This window comes from Tatumella sp. UBA2305 (assembly GCF_002345795.1).
Lineage (GTDB): Bacteria > Pseudomonadota > Gammaproteobacteria > Enterobacterales > Enterobacteriaceae > Tatumella > Tatumella morbirosei.
In genome coordinates, this window is record NZ_DDVT01000005.1 from 104,657 (window position 1) to 122,032 (window position 17,376).

Sequence of the window (17,376 nt, forward strand, 5' to 3'; positions counted from 1 at the left end):
TTATTACCTGAAAAGCCCGGAAACGGGCTTTTTTTATACTTAGCGCTCTGTATTACTCCTCCGACGGATCGCCCGGCTTATGTGATGTCGTTTTGCCACATTGTCTTTCGGCATTTTACCCGCCACATTCAGTAACCGCAGGAATGTCGGGCATTCCAGATGTGAAGATGCCGGACAGTCAGCCACGTGGCGTAAAGTATCGCGCATCACCATAAGCTGCTCTATCTGTCGGTCCAGTTCATCGGCTTTTTGGTGTAGCCTTTCCCTCGGCAGATCTAACACACGTCCCCGACCCAACATCCCGGCAAGCTCTTCCAGCGAAAATCCCGCCAGTTGACCCATCGAGATCAGACGAAGCTGTAGCAAGACTTCCGGCAGAAACTGACGGCGTAAACCATGTCGTGCCACCGATGAAATCAACCCCAGCTTTTCATAATGTCGCAACGCCGACGGTGTATTCCCACTTCTGCTGGCGACTTCACCAATATCCAGATACACCATCTCTGACCTCATTCTGGCAGTAAGTTGCAAACTGATACTCCGGATAATTTATGCAGAATCGACCAGGATGGAACAGATAACAGGATTTTTAACCGGAAAATGGCGGATGGGAGGTCTTAGCCACAGACTTTCCATGAAGGGAAGAAGGTCAGTTTGCTTCGTGCCAAAAACAACAAGGCCGGGCTTTTTGCCCGACCTTCAGGAAGCCATCCACTGGTATTCCTGTCAGGCAATCTGATGCAAAGCTTCACCCACCGCATCGAACAGACGATCCAGTTCTTCAGGGCGGGTATTGAACATCGGGCCAAACTGTAAGGTATCGCCGCCAAACCGCACATAGAACCCCGCTTTCCATAATGCCATACCGGCATCGAATGGCCGGATGACCGCATCGCCGTCACGGGGTGCCAGTTGGATAGCGCCTACCAGCCCACAGTTACGGATATCGATAACATTCGGGCAGTCCCGCAGGCTATGCAGCGCACGTTCAAATACCGGTGCCAGCTCTGCTGACTGAGCAATCAGATTCTCTTTCTCCAGCATTTCCAGAGTCGCCAGCCCTGCCGCACAGGCCACCGGATGCCCGGAGTAAGTGTAGCCGTGCCCAAACTCGACCGAATGTTCCGGCAATGCCTGTGACATATAGGTATGGTAGATCTCGCTGCTGGCAACCACCCCGCCCATCGGGATCGCACCGTTGGTGATTTGTTTGGCAAAATTCAGAATATCCGGCGTGACACCAAAGTATTCAGCCCCTGTCCAACGCCCCATCCGACCGAATCCGGTGATGACCTCATCGAAAATCAGCAGGATATTGTGCTGATCGCAGATTTCACGTAGCCGTTGCAGATAACCCTGCGGAGGAATAATGGCCCCGGCAGATCCGGACAAGGGTTCAACAATCACTGCGGCAATGTTGGAAGCATCATGCAGTTCAATCAGCTTCAACATTTCGTTCGCTAATTCAACCCCTCCGGTTGCGGCCATGCCTGCCGTAAACGCCTGATCGGTTTGCAGTGTATGTGGCAGATGATCAACATCCATAAACTGACCAAACATCTTGCGGTTACCACCAATCCCACCGAGGCTGGTGCCGGCAATATTCACGCCATGATAACCCCGGGCCCGACCAATAAATTTGGTTTTTGCCGGTTGACCTTTTGCACGCCAGTAACCACGGGCCATTTTGACTGCCGTGTCGGCTGATTCTGATCCGGAGCCGGTAAAAAAGACATGATTCAGTTCACCAGGCATACGCTCCGCAATCTTCTCTGCCAGTTTAAATGACAGAGGATGCCCGTACTGGAAGGCGGGTGCATAGTCCAGTGAACTGAGCTGTTTTGCTACCACCTGCTGTATTTCGCTGCGGCAGTGACCTGCACCACAGGTCCACAGACCCGAGAGGCTGTCAAATAACTGACGCCCTTTATCATCTGTCAGCCAGCGGCCCTGCGCCGAGACAATAAACCGTGGGTCACGTTGAAAATTACGGTTAGCACTGAAGGGCATCCAGTGAGACTGCAGATTAAGCGCAGAAGTATGGATTGATTCAGACATGGTGATTCCTCATAAAGCCGATAAAGAACAGTTTGCAATCAATCGATAGTTAAGTTAAATCCATATAACCATATCTTTAGTTACAGAAAGACTTACCTATATGAAAAGCTTATCGCTCGCGCGGGTCAGTGACTTCGACCTTAAACTGCTGAGGGTTTTCCGGACCGTTGCCGGTTGTGGCAGCTTTTCTGCCGCCGAAGGAATACTGGGGATTTCCCGACCGGCGATCAGCCAGCATATGAGTGATCTGGAAAAACGTCTGGGGATGCGGTTATGTCAGCGTGGTCGGGCAGGATTCTCTCTTACCGCCGAAGGACGGGAAGTGTTACAGCTCAGCGAAACCATGATGGCATCCATCGAGACGTTCCGCCAGCAGGTTAACCAGATGCACAAGCAACTGCGTGGAGATTTTAATATCGGTATTATCAATAACCTGGTCACCCAGCCAATGATGAAACTCACCCATGCCCTGGAGAGTTTGCGCCGTCAGGGGCCGGGGATTCATATTTCATTAACCATGACCACCCCGACCGAAATAGAGCAGGCCCTGATGGATGGCCGCTATCACGTAGGTGCCCTGCCTCTGACGTCACCCTTGTCAGGACTGGATTATTTGCCGTTATACGAGGAAAAATCGTCGCTGTATTGCAGCCATACACATCCACTGTTTTATCGTGATGATGATGCCGTCGCTGGCGAACTGGGCCGCTATGATGCTATTGCGCCTGCCGAACGGATGACTGCCGAAACCGTTCGTCTGCATCAGCGGCTGAACTGTACTGCCACCGCCTCCGATCGGGAGGGTATCGCTTTCCTGATCCTTACCGGACGCTTTATTGGCTTTCTGCCGGATCATTATGCCGCCCACTGGCAGGAAAAAGGGCTAATGCGGCCGGTGGCACCACAGCAACTCCATTTTACGCATACCATCGCACTGGCAACCCGTAAAGGGCGGCAACCGAATGCTATCCTGCAACTGTTCACTGACTCTCTGTCTGCTGCAGGATAATGGCTGGGCTTAGGACTGATGGTAAACCGGGATGGCCCCAAAGATAATCCCCCCCACCAGTAATGCCAGACTGATAAAAATTCCCCATTTGATGGAAAAACGTTGGTGGTCTCCAATATCGACCTTAGCCAGGCCGACCAGCAGGTAGACGGAAGGGACCAACGGACTCAATAAATGGAATGGCTGACCGACAATCGACGCTCTGGCAATCTCCTCTGCCGAAATACCGTACCCTGCCGCAGTCTGAGCAATGACCGGTAAAATACCAAAATAAAAAGCGTCATTAGACATAAAAAAGGTAAACGGCAGGCTGACTAATGCAGTAAAAATAGCCAGATACGGCCCAAAACTATGCGGAATGACCGATAACAGGCTTTTTGCCATCGCATCGACCATCCCTGTCCCCGACAAAATACCGGTAAAAACCCCCGCAGCAAATATTAACGAAGTGACTGCCAGTACATTCCCGGCATGTGCGGCAATCCTCTCTTTCTGCTGTGCCAGTGAGGGGTAATTCAGCATAGCAGCGACGGCAAATGCCAGCATAAACAGGATTTGAATCGGCAGCGTACCCATCACTAACATCACCAGTAACACCGTCGTTAGTATCAGGTTTGGCCAGAACATTTTTGGCCGAAGATGTTCTGAACCGGACTCGTCATCTGACAGTCCTGACGTTTCGGGGCCTGCATACAAAGTCTCTGGCGAAATGACCCCCAGCCGGCGACGCTCCCGCAGGCCAAACCAGACCGCAACGCCTACCAGTGAACAACAGGCCAGCAACATGGCTGGTATCATGGGGATAAAGATATCTAACGCATCAATTCGAAGGGCCGCCGCCGCCCGGGCGGTGGGACCTCCCCACGGCGATAAATTCATGATTCCACTGGCCAAATTAACCAGACAGGTCATTGCCAGGATATTCATTCCCAGCTTGCGGTACAGCGGCAAAAATGCCGCAATAGCAATCATATAGGTAGTTGAGCTATCCCCGTCGAGTGAAACCAGCAAGGTCAGAATGGCCGTCCCGGCCAGAACTTTTAACGGATCGCCCCGAACTATTTTCAGAATAAAGCGTACCAGCGGGTTAAACAGCCCTGCATCAATCATCAGACCGAAGTAAAGGATGGAAAATGTCAGCATGACACCAGTCGGGGCCAGTTTTTTTACCCCGTCCAGCATCATCTCGCCTAATCCCTGATAATATCCCCCTGCCAGTGCAAACAGAGTAGGCACGATGATCAGGGCGATCAGGGCCGACATCCGTTTAGTCATGATCAAATACATAAAGCAGACGACCATTGCAAAGCCTAGTATAGTCAACACAATACACCCCCCGACATTACCCAATGTGCCCCATCAACGAATTTCCCGCATCCGGCAGGTTGCTTAGCCTTCCCTGAAACTTCCCCCTGAAAATAAACAAGTTGAAACATATAGATCCAACTAATTCAAGCTAGCAATAAATTGCAACAATTAAGTAACTTTCGCTCCAAAAATCGAGGTGCATCAAGTTTTGAAGGAGCAGTGCAATATTTTTGTGAACAGGATCGGGTCAGTCAGAGAAATGAACAGGTGATAACGGACAGGTAAACGAGGCAGCAATAACAATGAAACCGGTATCATGGGGAGGTATCGGTAACACCCGCTGGGGAAAATGTGTTCTGGCAGGATTTTCGGGGGGTTTCCGGACAACTCCCTCCGTCCGGGAAAACAGTCACATAACGATTTTGATACTCACAGGTCTGCGACAATACTGGCAGCCTGTCTGAGAGATCAGTTGCTTTTTCTGAGTCTGATACGGCAGGCTTCAATCACCCAGGCAGAAAAGTTTTCACTACTTTCTTTCTTCAGCGATTCCTGAATATCATTCAGCATATGGTGCGGAAAGCGAATATGTTTAGCGCGTGTTTTCGAGGTGCTCATTTTCATTACTTAGGATTCCTTTAACTCTTTGCTAACATTGATTTAGTATTTATGACCAAAGTAAAACAAAATTATAATATTCTGACGATGTTAAGAATGTACAAAATTCTAAAGAATTATAAATTCAGATGAAACCAGTCAGGTAAAAAATGTGGAAAACGGCCAGGTTATGCCGGAAGGCAGCATAAATAACCAGATTTTCGACGGTGAAATTTTATTTGTAGTGAGATCTCTGCATACTTCCGGCATTTCAGGCGATGAAGTCGGGGGCAGTAAGCCTCTGCAAGGGTCTGACGCTGAATGTGATAACAAAATTTACCGTGATTCACTGCAACTGTGGCGTCATCCTGAGTTATTACAGCAGATTTTAATATTTCTATTAATGAATTTTTGTTCCAGAGAATGTTACCTACAGGGTATCAGATCTTGTCAGAGCGGCAGATATCTCTGTGGATAAGGCTGTCGCTCCGATACATAAACAGCTGCCTGCCCCTTCTTCATGATCGAAAATACTTTACTGCATCGCTTTTCAGGTGTGTCTGATCGTCTGGTGACATCCTGCAGGACGGACAACCGGAAAAACTGCAGGCATTTTTCCGACAGGGACTGATCATTCTGTCGACAGATGTTCGAAAAACGTCCGGAAGAAATATTTTCAATCTTCGACATGAAATTATTAAATAAAAAATCTTCCATCGATGAAACATAAAATCATCGTTTATTTCTGGTTTACCCTGAAACTTATAAAAATGCTAAATGTCGCAGTTGTATTTTTAACTTTGCCCCTCAGGTGTATACATTAATTTAACCTGGCCTGACGTATAAAATATATTCTCTGCCGGTTATCCAGCAGTTAAATAGTTTAAATTTCCGGAATTCCGGACTTTTCCTGAAAGATTAAAATAAAAAACCATATTTTTCATAAGGATAATTTTCAGTACAGGTTGGTACGCCAGTTGCAATAGATATCAGCGTGAGTGTTATTCAATGATTTTAATTCTATTGCTTACAGGAGCTATATCATGTCTATGGAAACTACAACTCTTTCAGGTATCGATTTACTGCATAATGCAGCCAATAATAAAGGCACCGCGTTTAATGAACAGGAGCGTAAAAATAACGGCCTGGAAGGGTTATTACCACCTTCTGTAGAATCCCTCGACCTTCAGGTAAGTCGTGTACTCAATCACCTGGACAGTAAAAAAGATGATCTTGAGCGTTATATTTATCTGATTGGCCTTGAAGAACGTAATGAAGTGGTGTTTTACAAAACAGTCATGTCTGATCCGAAACGCTTCATCCCGATCCTGTACGATCCAATCGTTGCTGACGCCTGTCTGGAGTTCGGCCACATCTATCGTCGGCCACGCGGAATGTATATCACACGCCATATGAAAGGCCGCATGGCCGAAGTACTGAAGAACTGGCCGGTAAAAGACGTCCGCTTTATTTGTGTTTCTACCGGCGGACGTATTCTGGGTCTTGGTGATATTGGTGCGAATGGTATGGGTATTCCTATCGGTAAACTGCAGCTTTACACTGCCTGTGCCGCGGTTCCACCGGACTGTTTGCTGCCTGTATTGTTCGATATCGGTACTACTAATGAAAAACTGCGTGCCGATCCGCTGTATCTGGGTACCCGCGAAGCTCCGGTCAGTGAGCAGGAACTGAATGAACTCACTGAAGAGTTTGTACAGGCCGTACAAACCGTATTCCCGGGTTGTTGTATCCATTTCGAAGACTGGAAAGGTACCGACGCTATTCGCTATCTGGACCGTTATAAAAATAAAGTTCTGTGTTACAACGATGATATTCAGGGCACTGCCAGCGTTGCACTGGCCGGTATCGCCAGCGCAATGAATATTACCGGCGCTAATCTGGCAGAGCAACGGGTGTTGTTCTATGGTGCCGGTTCAGCAGGTATTGGTATTGGTAAACTGATTTGTGCCGAACTGCAGGATTTAGGGCTTTCTGAAGAACAAGCCCGCTCCCGGATCGCTTATATGGATATCAACGGGCTGATCGAAACCTCCCGCCAGGACCTGACACCGGAACAACGGCAATTTGCGCTGAATACTCAGCCTACCCGTGATTTGGTTCAGGTGGTTGAAGATTTCAAACCAACAATTCTGTTTGGCGTCAGTACCAGTGCTGGTGCCTTTACCCGGCCAGTGGTAGAAAAAATGAGCGAGATTAATTCACGTCCTGTTATTTTTGCGCTTTCCAACCCCACCAGCAAAGTTGAATGTACCGCTGAACAGGCTTACCAGTGGTCAAAAGGACAGGCGCTGTTTGCTGCCGGTGTCCAGTTCCCGGAATTTGAAATGAATGGCAAAACATTCTGGCCGGGTCAGGCAAATAATTTCTATATTTATCCCGCAATTGGCCTGGCCACCTACGCTGCCAGACCGCTGCTGTTAAATGATGAATGTTTTATTGTTGCCGCGCATGCCATTGCTGAACAGGTGACGCCTGAAATGCAGAAAAAAGGCATGTTGTACCCAAGTCAGGACAATATTCTGGAAACGGAAGTGAACACTGCCGTGCGTATTATTGAATATATGTTCGACAGCGGACTGGCACAGGTTGAACGTCCGGCAAATATCCGCAGCTGGCTCGAAGCCATGCTTTATAAACCTCACTATTAATTTTACCGTTCAGGTTGAGTTCAGGGACCGTTTTGCGGGGCGCTCATCCGCCCCGTTTTTCCATCAGGAGAAAATCATGAACTTCTTTATTGCTACTCTGCATGAAAACCCCGATATTGCCATTTACCTGACTCTGGCATTAGGCGCATGGTTTGGTACATTCAAAATCCGAAAATTTAGTCTCGGGGTGGTGACCAGTACTTTAATTGCCGGCCTGCTGATAGGCCAGCTTGGCTTACATATTTCCCCGGTCATGCAAGCTACATTTTTTGATATGTTCCTGTTTGCCGTGGGTTATGCTGTCGGACCGGAATTTATCCGCGCACTGAAAAGTGATGGATTACCCCAGGTGATCTTTACTGTGATCATCTGCTTATCCGGACTGGGTACCGCGCTGATCTTAGGTAAAATTTTCCACTATGACACTGCACTGACTGCCGGATTGCTTTCCGGCGGGTATACCAACTCGACTGTCCTTGGCGTGGCTTCCAGTGTGATGTCGCAAAATGCCGCTGCAGCAGCAGCCCTGCTACCTGTAGCCTACGCAGTCACCTACCCGTTCGGTACTGCGGGTTCTGCCTGGTTTCTGGCAACCCTTGGCCCTAAACTGATGGGAATTAACCTGCCTGAAGCCTGCAGGGATTATGAAAAAACTCATAATCATCATCAGGAAATTAAAGACTCCGCTTACAGCGCCCACGTTGCCCGTGCTCTGACCATAGAGAATCCGGATTTTGATCAAAAAACAGTGGCACAGGCAGAGGAAATGCTGGGTCACAAAGTGTTTATCCGCCGTATTCGTTATCAACCACAGTCTCCGGTTATTCAGTGTGAAGCTGAGACAGTGCTAACCTGCGGTGCAGAAATTATCGCCTCAGGCAGTCTGCAGGATATCGTTGCCAGTCAGTCATTGATTGGCCCTGAGAGTGCGGACGTAAATCTGCTGAATTTTGCCACTGAGAAACTGGACATTGTGCTAAGTAAACAGGCGGCACAGGGTAAAACCCTCGGCGATTTGCTGTACAACGAGTTCAGCCGCCCCGGCCACGGTATTTTTCTACTGTCAGTCACCAGGGCTGATGAAACACTGCCACCGGATATCGATTTAGCACTGAAAGCCGGCGACGTACTGACCGTAAAAGGCGCAGGCAAGGATGTGGCTGAACTGGCGGCCAAAACCGGTTATGCCGACCGCAACACCAACAGCTCTGATATAATGTTTATGTGCGCCGGTATTGCGATTGGTTGTCTGATTGGCGCTATCACCATCCGTGTCGGCGGTATTCCGTTAAGCCTTGGGACCAACGTCGGTGCAATTGTCGCAGGGGTGATTTGCGGATATATCCGGTCTGTAAAACGTACCTTTGGTAAAATCGCTAATCCCGCTATCTGGTTACTTAACAATCTGGGTCTGAATGGTTTTATTGCCATTGTCGGCATTAATGCCGCTTCCGGCTTTATCGGCGGGCTGAAACATTACGGATTACCCTTATTTATCTGTGGGATCATTGTTACACTGGTACCGCTAATACTGGGGCTGATACTGGGACGCTATGTGTTCCGTTTTCATCCGGGAATTTTGTTTGGTGTCTGTGCCGGTGCCCGTTCTACCACCGCTGCGCTGGGAGCCATACAGGATGCAGCTAAAAGCAGCGTTCCGGCAATTGGTTACACTGTTGGCTATGCCGTTTCGCGTCTGGTGATGGCGGTGTTGACCATTGTCCTGCTCAATATTTATTGAGTTACGTCATCACCTCTGAAAGACAGTAGAGGATCCGGCCGTCAGAGCTTAAGCTGACGCCCGGTTCCGTACAACACAATGAGTCAGCAGGACACCAGGTGATGCTTCAACAACCGAATAAACGCTCTGCCGCTAATGGTTTTTTTAACTTCTCTCGTAACAGCCTGATATTACTGTTGACTATGTCACTCGCTATTCTGCTGGCCGACTGGTTGAGCTATCATTATCTGTTACCGGTGATGCTGGAAAATACCAGCGCACAAATCCGAAATAACCTGCAACGTAAAATTAATATCTTCGAACGAAATCTGGATAAATACCGCTACCTGCCGCTGACCCTGGCATTTGACAGTGAGTTGCAAAATTATCTTATCGCACCGCAAACCATACCTTATCAGCAGGTCAGTCAAAAACTGCGCGATATCAGCCAGGCCATTGGTGCCGACCAGGTATTCCTTGCTTCAACCTCAGGTATTATTGTCGCGTCAGAACAATCTTCCGGGCCAAATGCATTACGTGGCCATGACATTTCTTTCCGCCCTTATTTCCGCGAGGCCGTCAGTGGCAAAGTAATGACATTTTATGCGGTGGGCACCACGGAAAATATGCCCGGCTATTATCTGTCAACCCGCATGACCGTCAGAGGGAAAAACATTGGCGTACTGGCTCTGAAAATTAATATGGACCAGTTATTTATCGCCGATGCACCCGCCAGTGAGCCCCTGACACTTTCTGAGGCCAGCGGGATCATTATTACCTCCAATATACCAGGCTGGAAGTATCACACCCTGGGAGTAGCAGAAGCTAAAGATTTGCAAACCGTTACCAACACCCGGCAATTTGGTGGTTACAGAATTTCACCGTTACCCGGAGTGAGTCTGGATAATCATCTTCAAGGATTCAGTATCTTAACCATCAACGGACAGCGCTTTCTGGCTTCCCGTGCGGCGCTCCCCGGCACCAGTATGTATTTAACCGGTATGCAGCCCGTCCAGCCGGTGTATCGCGATATCTGGCTCCGGATTGCCTTGCTGGATAGCATACTAACCTCCATGATTTTCTTCGGCTATCTGGTCAGCCAGCGTATCAAACTGGTTCGTAAGATAGCGGAAAATAATAACGCGATAAAAAATGCCTACAATCACCTGGAAATACTGGTTGCGGAGAGAAATCGTGAGCTACAGACCAAAAACCTCGAATTAGAAAATGAGATTGCTGAACGGCTGGGCTTCGAAGAGCGGGAACGCAATCTGCAAAAAGAACTGATACGCACAGAAAAGCTGGCAGTCATTGGACAGCTGTCGGCTGGCCTGGCGCATGAAATCAATCAGCCACTGGCTGCCATCCGTGCTTACTCAGAAAATACCCTGATTTTTCTGCAACGAGGGAATACTCAGGTGGTCGGAGAAAACCTGGTCAGAATTGCCGCGTTGATTGACCGCATTGGTGTGCTGACCGGCCAGTTACGCTCTTTCGCCAGACCCTCTGACGAAACCATCAGCCAGGTCAGGTTGAGCCACTGCATTGATAATGTGATGATGCTTCTCAGTCACCGGCTGGAAAAAAAACAGATAGTGACGCATAAAGATTTTCCGCCTGACGAAATCTATGCCCAGTGCAATGGGCTGCGGCTCGAACAAGTACTGGTCAATCTGCTGGCCAACGCTATTGATGTACTGGATAGCAGTAAACACCCGGCCATTTCGTTACGGCTGTTCCGTTATCATTCTGAAGCTATTATTGAAGTGTCCGATAACGGCCCTGGCTTGTCCGCAGAAATTATTGACCATATTTTCGAACCCTTTTTTACCACTAAAACCACCACCGGCCTTGGCCTGGGACTGGCGATTTCAGCAGATATTATTAAAAGTTTTCATGGCAATCTGAGCGCAGATAATCTGGCCAGCGGCGGGGCCAGGTTTACCATCAGGCTGCAACTCAGTCCGCAACAGCAGGAGAATCTCATTGGCTGATTATGATGTATTAATTATTGAGGACGATGAATCGGTCCGTACCAGCTGTATTCAGTCACTTGAGCTTGAGGAGATCGCGGCTGTCGGTGCAGAGTCGGTCGAAGAAGCAAAAAAAATACTCCCGCCAGCTTTTTCCGGCGTCATTATCACGGATTTGCGGCTTCCGGGACTGAGTGGTATGGATTTCCTGCAACAGATGCAGTCAGCCGGTTCGCAAATACCTTTCATTATTATTACCGGTCATGGCGATATTATGACGGCCGTGGAAGCAATGCGCAGTGGCGCCTATGACTTCCTGCCTAAGCCGTTTTCACCACAGACATTGATTCAGCAGGTCCGTAGGGCGCTGGAAAAACGCAGGCTGACTCTGGAAGTTGAACAACTGCGCCAAAAATTGGCGCATGTCAGCGACCTGGATAGCCGCTTCATTGGCCACGCACAGCCAATGTGTGAACTACGGGAAACTGTCAGAAATATTGCTGCGACCCCTGCTAACGTGCTGATTCACGGAGAAACAGGCACCGGTAAAGAGCTACTGGCTCGCTGTATCCATGACCTGAGTGGCAGGCCCGGTAATTTTGTCGCTCTTAACTGTGGGGGTCTGCCAGAGACCCTGTTTGACAGCGAGATTTTTGGTCATGAACGCGGTGCTTTTTCCGGGGCAACTCAAAAACGAATTGGTAAAATTGAATATGCGCAAGGAGGAACACTATTTCTTGATGAGATCGAAAGTATGCCGATGGCTATGCAAATCAAGTTGTTGCGTGTACTTCAGGAACGAATGATAGAACGGCTGGGGTCTAATCAGCCGATCCCTGTCGATATCCGGGTGATTAGTGCGACCAAGGCAGACCTTGCATTGCTGGCTGAACAGGGGGATTTTCGTGCTGACCTGAATTTCCGTCTGAATGTGATTGAATTGCCTATACCACCACTGCGCGAACGACGCGAAGATATCCCTCTGTTATTTAAATACTTTTCTGAAGTGGCCGCCTCGACCTTTGGTCGTGAAGCCCCGCATATCGATCTGGTAAAAATGCAAAATTACCTGAGCTGGCCCTGGCCGGGTAATGTCCGTGAATTACGTAATGAAGCAGAGCGCTGTGTACTGGGAATGACCGGAGAAGCCGGCCGCCACGGTTCTGACAGTGTGCTGACACTACCAAAAATGGTAGAGCATTTCGAAAAAGATCTGATTTTGTCTGAATTAAATAAACATCACGGTAATGTCTCTCAGGCAGCAGAAGCTCTGGGGATCGCTAAAAGTACATTATTTGATAAAGTCAAAAAATACGCCTTGTTATAGCCTGACAGCGGCCAGCCTTTCCCGGCTAGCCGCTTCAGGGGTCATTTCCACAAAACAATCAGAAATGGTAATTCGCGCCCACCTGCCAGCTGCGGTCACGGCCAATCCAGCAATAACTGCTGCTGTAACACGTGTAAGTCATCTTATTCGTCAGGTTCTGGGCGCCGGCTTTCAGCGTCAGACCTTTCAGTGATGAACTCAGCACACCCATATCATAGCTGACGGCCAGGTCGTACTGAGTGTTGCCCCCGACAGGGGGTAATGAGTTATCTTCCGTGATTTCACTTTTCCCGGAGTAACGCAGACCCGCCCCCAGCATCAGACCGTTCAGTACACCGTGATTAAAGGTGTAATCGCCCCACAGATTAAAGCTGTTCAGTGGCACCTGAGTGGCGCGTTTGCCCTGATAATATTCATCCTGAGTATTCACCGCGTGGGTATAGGCATAATTGGCAATGATATTCACATTGTCCGTTGGCCGACTGACCACGCCAAACTCCGCGCCCTTAGAAGTGACTTCACCGGTCTGCCGGTAGTTAAGTAACCCGGCAGAAGTATAGGTATAGTCGGTTGTCAGAACATTTTTCTGTTTAATCTGGAAGACCGACGCTGTCAGCGTGGTGGCATAATCCGACAGCAGGTATTTTACCCCGCCTTCCAGCTGCTTGCTGGTCGTTGCTTTTGCCTGACTGGCGGTCAACGTTCCTTGCGGTGATACCGGCAGAAAACCTTCAGAATAACTCAGATAAGGCGCAATACCATTACTGAACTGATACAACGCGCCCAGCCGTTTGGTAACCTTATGCTGATCAATAGACGCTTTACTTCCGCCATCCAGATAATCCGTGGTGGTTGACTGATAGTCGTCGTAACGGGCGCTGGCCAGCAGGTTAAGGCCTCCAAACTCCAGCTGGTCCTGCAGATAATAGCCTCGCTGGTTGAAACTCAGGCGATCATTCGTCGCAGTATACAGGCCCAGATTACTGCTGGTGACCTGGCTGTAGTCAGGGTCCAGCATATTGATGGAAGGATACTGTGTCCCGTATCGCCAGGTCATATGGGAATTCAGGTGCTGATAGTCGAACCCGGCCAGCAGATGGTTCTGCCAGTCGCCCAGGCTGAGGGTTTTGGTTAGCTGGTTGTCGATATTAAAGCTGTCGACACTCTCATCGGTGGTATAACCGAACCGGGACAGATCGGTATCACTGCTGCCGGTGCCAGTGGAGTAGATACTGCGCTGATGGCTGTCGAGGGTGAAATAACGGGCACGCTGTACCACGCCCCAGCCACTGTCAAACTGATGCTCAAAACTGTAACCCAGCATCCCTTCACGCTGTTTAAATCCGCTCCAGTGGTCGCCGGCATAGGCGCGGCGGGATGCATAACCACTTTGCAGATAGGCCAGTGGCAGTGGATTAGAGGGTGTCAGGCTGGGCATATCTTCGTATAACGCACTCAGCGTCAGCCGGGTTTGAGCATCCGGATGCCAGCTGACCGACGGGGCTATCAGATAACTTTCGTGCTTAGTGGTCTTCGCCTGATCATTTCCCTCACTGCCTTTGGCAATCAGACGATAATCCCAGTTGCTGTCTGCAATACGCCCCGTAGAATCAATATAACCCTCTTTGAGGCTGCGATTGCCGGTGTTAACACCGACATCGGTACTCTGCTCTGACTGAGGCTGCTTGCCCTGAATATTGACCAGGCCACCCGGGGAGGCATTGCCGTACAGCACAGAGGAAGGTCCTTTCAGAATATCGACCTTATCTATCAGAATCGGATCGATAAACGCTTTGGTATTTCCTGCAACATTGTAAGGCAGTTCCAGACCGTCAAAATACTCATGTTCAGCATCGAAACCCCGAATCTTATATTCGCTCATATAGGTGGTGGAACCACGCAGCTCTGTGGATACACCTGCCTCATAACGCAGGATTTCATTCAGCGAATTAGCATGACGTTTTTCGATTTCCTGATGGCTAATCGAATCTGCAGCCTGTGGGGTTCGGCTTTCGGGGACGGCCGATTTTGTCGCACTGTTAATATAGGGAGCAACCACATTCTGCTGACTACCCTGACTGCCAGTGGCTGTGACCACTAACGTGTCGGTGGTAGCCGCCTGGACTGCAGGCATCAGGACGAATGCGCTGCTCACCGCCAGAGCACAACAATGCAGACGAAAGTGCGCTGTCTTAATTTGCCTTGCCATTAAAAATATCACCATTTCTTATTGTCAGTAGACGCCTATTATTGCGTTGTTCGGCGGCCTGGCGACTATGCCTGGTGACGGGTTGCGTATGATAAACGACAAAAACCAGCTATCCTGGCATATTTTTACGCGCGCAACGCCAGTTGTGAGGTCAGATGACTCGGGCTGACGCCGTAGCGTCGCCGGAAGGCAGTCGCAAAATTGGTGGCATGCTGATACCCGGACATCCAGGCTGCCTGCTGCACACTGTAGCCCTGTTGCAGATAACGACGGGCCAGTGCCAACCGGCAATCGCGCAGATAGTTGAATACCGAATCCCCGTACGCCTGGCGAAATTTAGTCCGCAGACTGCTGCTGCTCATTGCTGCCGTTTTCGCCAGTGATTCCAGCGAATGATTTTTCTCCGGGCTGGACTCAAGCAACTGCCGCACCGCTTCCAGCCGGTGATGATCACCCGGTAATGTCAAAAATCGTGCCCCTTCCGGCTCACTCAGCTGATTCAGTGTCAGCCCCAGTAGCTGCAACATCAGTCCTTCCAGCATCAGTTCTCTGGCTACTGCAGTTGCCTGACGGCTAATCGCAAAACGCATACTGACCTGCATATATTCAGGAAGATTCCAGACTGCCACAGGGGCCCGGGTGCGTTGCCAACTCTCCGTGAGAGCCGCCAGTGGTGGCGGGGCCTGGCATTGCGCAGAGTTCATGCCCAGTGAAACAGTCACCAGTCGCTGATCTTTCTGGTGGCTGGCTGAGAGGATAGATTGTCTTCCCAGCCGGGTGCTCAGAGCAGTGCCCGGCGACATCCGGACCGGTTTGCCGTTAAGCCGTAAATCCACATGGCCATCCAGTACCACCAGCAAATAGAGCGGTGAACTCCCCACCGAGGTCGATTCATAAGGCTGAAGGATTTGCAGATCAGAATGAGTCACACTCATTCCTGAGGCCAGTCGCCACTCTTCCACATGCCCCCTGACAACATCGATACTCTGATCCTCATCCCCGGCAGGAAAACGGTAGTCAATGGCGTAGCGATGTCCGAATTCACGAAAATCCGCAATCCGGAATGACCGTTCATCAGTGTCGGACGATAGGCTGTTCATAGAAAGTAACCGGCAATGGCAAAATAAGTATTCGCTGGTGAATTATTGGCCGGTATTTTACCACTGTGAGTAGCGAAGAGTAAATTAAATGATACTCATTTTCATTTGCAGATGAACACAGGAAAATGGTCAGAAGTGTCAGTGAGGTTGGGGGGCGGAATAAACACCGGGAGCAAAGCTCCCGGTGCAGCGATCAACTATGCAAATGGCGACTACACAAACGAACCACCAGTGCTGCCAGTGCAGCCAGAATTGACAGAATCACAACGCCGTTCCAGCCACCGTGAGTCAACGCCAGACTTCCCAGTGCAGAACCTGCTGCCATCCCGATAAATACGGTGGTAAACAGTAATGCATTCAGGCGGCTACGTGCTTCCGGCACCAGCCGGAATACAATGGTCTGGTGAGCGACCAGTGAGGCCTGAATACCCAGGTCAAAGATAACCGCACTGATCACAATCAGAACCAGTTTTCCCTCCGCAGGCAGTAACGGCATCAGTAACATAATCGCAAAGGCAACTATCACCAATCCTGCGCCAAGCTGAGTAACCCGCGCCGGGCCAATACGATCGGCCATGCCTCCTGCCAGCGGTGCGGCCAGGGCACCCGCCGCACCGGCCAGACCAAATGCCCCGGCCACCGCACTGTCCAGATGAAAATCCTGATATAACATTAATGCCAGTGTTGACCAGAACGCACTGAATGCCACCGATAACAACCCCTGAGCGTACGCCGCACGTCGCAATGCAGTGTGCTCATGCCACAGTTTCCACAGCGACTGCATCAGCGAAGTCCAGGGAACCGGGGCTGATGGGCGAAACGCCGGAAGAATCCGCCATAATGCCAGAGTAATCAGTAAAACCGAGGCTGCTGCAATAAAATAGAGATTACGCCAGCCCAGATATTCGCCAATCAAACCACTGACAACCCGCGATAACAAAATTCCTGTCAGTAGCCCTGTCATCACCGTGCCGACTATCTTCCCTCGGCTATGCTCCGGAGCCAGTGCTGCTGAGGCCGGAACGATATCCTGTGCCACTGTGGCGGCAAGCCCGGTCAGCAGGCTGGCAGCCAGTAATAAATTCAGGTCGGGTGAAATACCGCACAGCAGTAATGCAACCACCAGCAACATACCTTTCAGTGCAATCAGTTTCCGTCGGTCAAACCGGTCTCCCAACGGGGTGAGCAGTAAAATACCCAGTGCGTAGCCAATCTGGGTCAGCATCGGGATCATTCCTGACTGGGAGGTTGTGGCATTAAACTGCTTGCCCATGATACCCAGCATTGGCTGACTGTAATAAATGGAAGCCACTGTCAGTCCGGCACCGGCAGCCAGAGTAAACAGTAACGGGGCTGATAATTTCTCTTCGTTCATGGTCTGCTCGATTGCTGACATGATAATTTCT

General features: G+C 49.8%; 12 protein-coding genes. 5 read left to right on the plus strand and 7 right to left on the minus strand.

Translation table 11 applies throughout. The annotated features are described in order from the left end of the window. Positions 1 to 39: 39 nt before the first annotated feature. Both B3Z23_RS02875 and B3Z23_RS02880 read right to left on the minus strand, forming a co-directional pair. Entirely contained in the window at positions 40 to 531 is a 492-nt protein-coding gene (locus B3Z23_RS02875; protein WP_294901350.1) for a helix-turn-helix domain-containing protein, read from the minus strand. A 195-nt stretch (positions 532 to 726) separates the two neighbouring features. Continuing rightward, positions 727 to 2,058 carry an aspartate aminotransferase family protein gene (locus tag B3Z23_RS02880; protein ID WP_294901353.1) on the minus strand — a complete coding sequence of 444 codons (1,332 nt, stop codon included), beginning with the start codon at positions 2,056 to 2,058 and terminating at the stop codon, positions 727 to 729. Between the two features lie 100 nt (positions 2,059 to 2,158). Here B3Z23_RS02880 and B3Z23_RS02885 point away from each other — a divergent pair, with 100 nt between their 5' ends. Then, the gene (locus B3Z23_RS02885) at positions 2,159 to 3,067 is read left to right on the plus strand and encodes a LysR family transcriptional regulator (RefSeq protein ID WP_294901355.1); all 909 of its coding nucleotides are present in this window, start codon (positions 2,159 to 2,161) and stop codon (positions 3,065 to 3,067) included. 9 nt (positions 3,068 to 3,076) lie between these two features. Here B3Z23_RS02885 and B3Z23_RS02890 read toward each other — a convergent pair whose 3' ends face one another. Together B3Z23_RS02890 and B3Z23_RS02895 are read right to left on the minus strand one after the other, a co-directional pair. Then, positions 3,077 to 4,393: a CitMHS family transporter gene (locus B3Z23_RS02890; RefSeq protein ID WP_294901358.1), complete on the minus strand. Its 1,317-nt coding sequence runs from the start codon at positions 4,391 to 4,393 to the stop codon at positions 3,077 to 3,079. A gap of 450 nt (positions 4,394 to 4,843) precedes the next feature. Then, positions 4,844 to 4,999 carry a YlcI/YnfO family protein gene (locus B3Z23_RS02895; protein WP_156994689.1) on the minus strand — a complete coding sequence of 52 codons (156 nt, stop codon included), beginning with the start codon at positions 4,997 to 4,999 and terminating at the stop codon, positions 4,844 to 4,846. Between the two features lie 1,016 nt (positions 5,000 to 6,015). Here B3Z23_RS02895 and B3Z23_RS02900 point away from each other — a divergent pair. From B3Z23_RS02900 to B3Z23_RS02915, 4 genes are all read left to right on the plus strand, one after another. After that, entirely contained in the window at positions 6,016 to 7,641 is a 1,626-nt protein-coding gene (locus B3Z23_RS02900; protein WP_294901361.1) for an NAD-dependent malic enzyme, read from the plus strand. Between the two features lie 76 nt (positions 7,642 to 7,717). Beyond that, positions 7,718 to 9,382, plus strand: coding sequence for an aspartate:alanine exchanger family transporter (locus tag B3Z23_RS02905; RefSeq protein ID WP_294901364.1), 1,665 nt, complete (start codon positions 7,718 to 7,720; stop codon positions 9,380 to 9,382). 101 nt (positions 9,383 to 9,483) lie between these two features. Continuing rightward, the gene (locus B3Z23_RS02910; RefSeq protein ID WP_294901441.1) at positions 9,484 to 11,355 is read left to right on the plus strand and encodes a sensor histidine kinase; all 1,872 of its coding nucleotides are present in this window, start codon (positions 9,484 to 9,486) and stop codon (positions 11,353 to 11,355) included. Continuing rightward, on the plus strand, positions 11,348 to 12,661 hold the full coding sequence (locus B3Z23_RS02915) for a sigma-54-dependent transcriptional regulator (protein WP_294901367.1): 1,314 nt from the start codon (positions 11,348 to 11,350) through the stop codon (positions 12,659 to 12,661). Before B3Z23_RS02910 ends, B3Z23_RS02915 begins: the two co-directional genes overlap by 8 nt. A gap of 58 nt (positions 12,662 to 12,719) precedes the next feature. On the opposite strand, the gene B3Z23_RS02920 is transcribed toward B3Z23_RS02915, so the two are convergent. The 3 genes from B3Z23_RS02920 to B3Z23_RS02930 all read right to left on the minus strand — a co-directional run bounded on the left by B3Z23_RS02920 (position 12,720) and on the right by B3Z23_RS02930 (position 17,366). After that, positions 12,720 to 14,870: a TonB-dependent siderophore receptor gene (locus B3Z23_RS02920; RefSeq protein ID WP_294901370.1), complete on the minus strand. Its 2,151-nt coding sequence runs from the start codon at positions 14,868 to 14,870 to the stop codon at positions 12,720 to 12,722. A 125-nt stretch (positions 14,871 to 14,995) separates the two neighbouring features. After that, positions 14,996 to 15,970, minus strand: coding sequence for a helix-turn-helix transcriptional regulator (locus B3Z23_RS02925; protein WP_294901373.1), 975 nt, complete (start codon positions 15,968 to 15,970; stop codon positions 14,996 to 14,998). 193 nt (positions 15,971 to 16,163) lie between these two features. Next, on the minus strand, positions 16,164 to 17,366 hold the full coding sequence (locus tag B3Z23_RS02930; protein ID WP_294901376.1) for an MFS transporter: 1,203 nt from the start codon (positions 17,364 to 17,366) through the stop codon (positions 16,164 to 16,166). Positions 17,367 to 17,376: the final 10 nt, after the last annotated feature.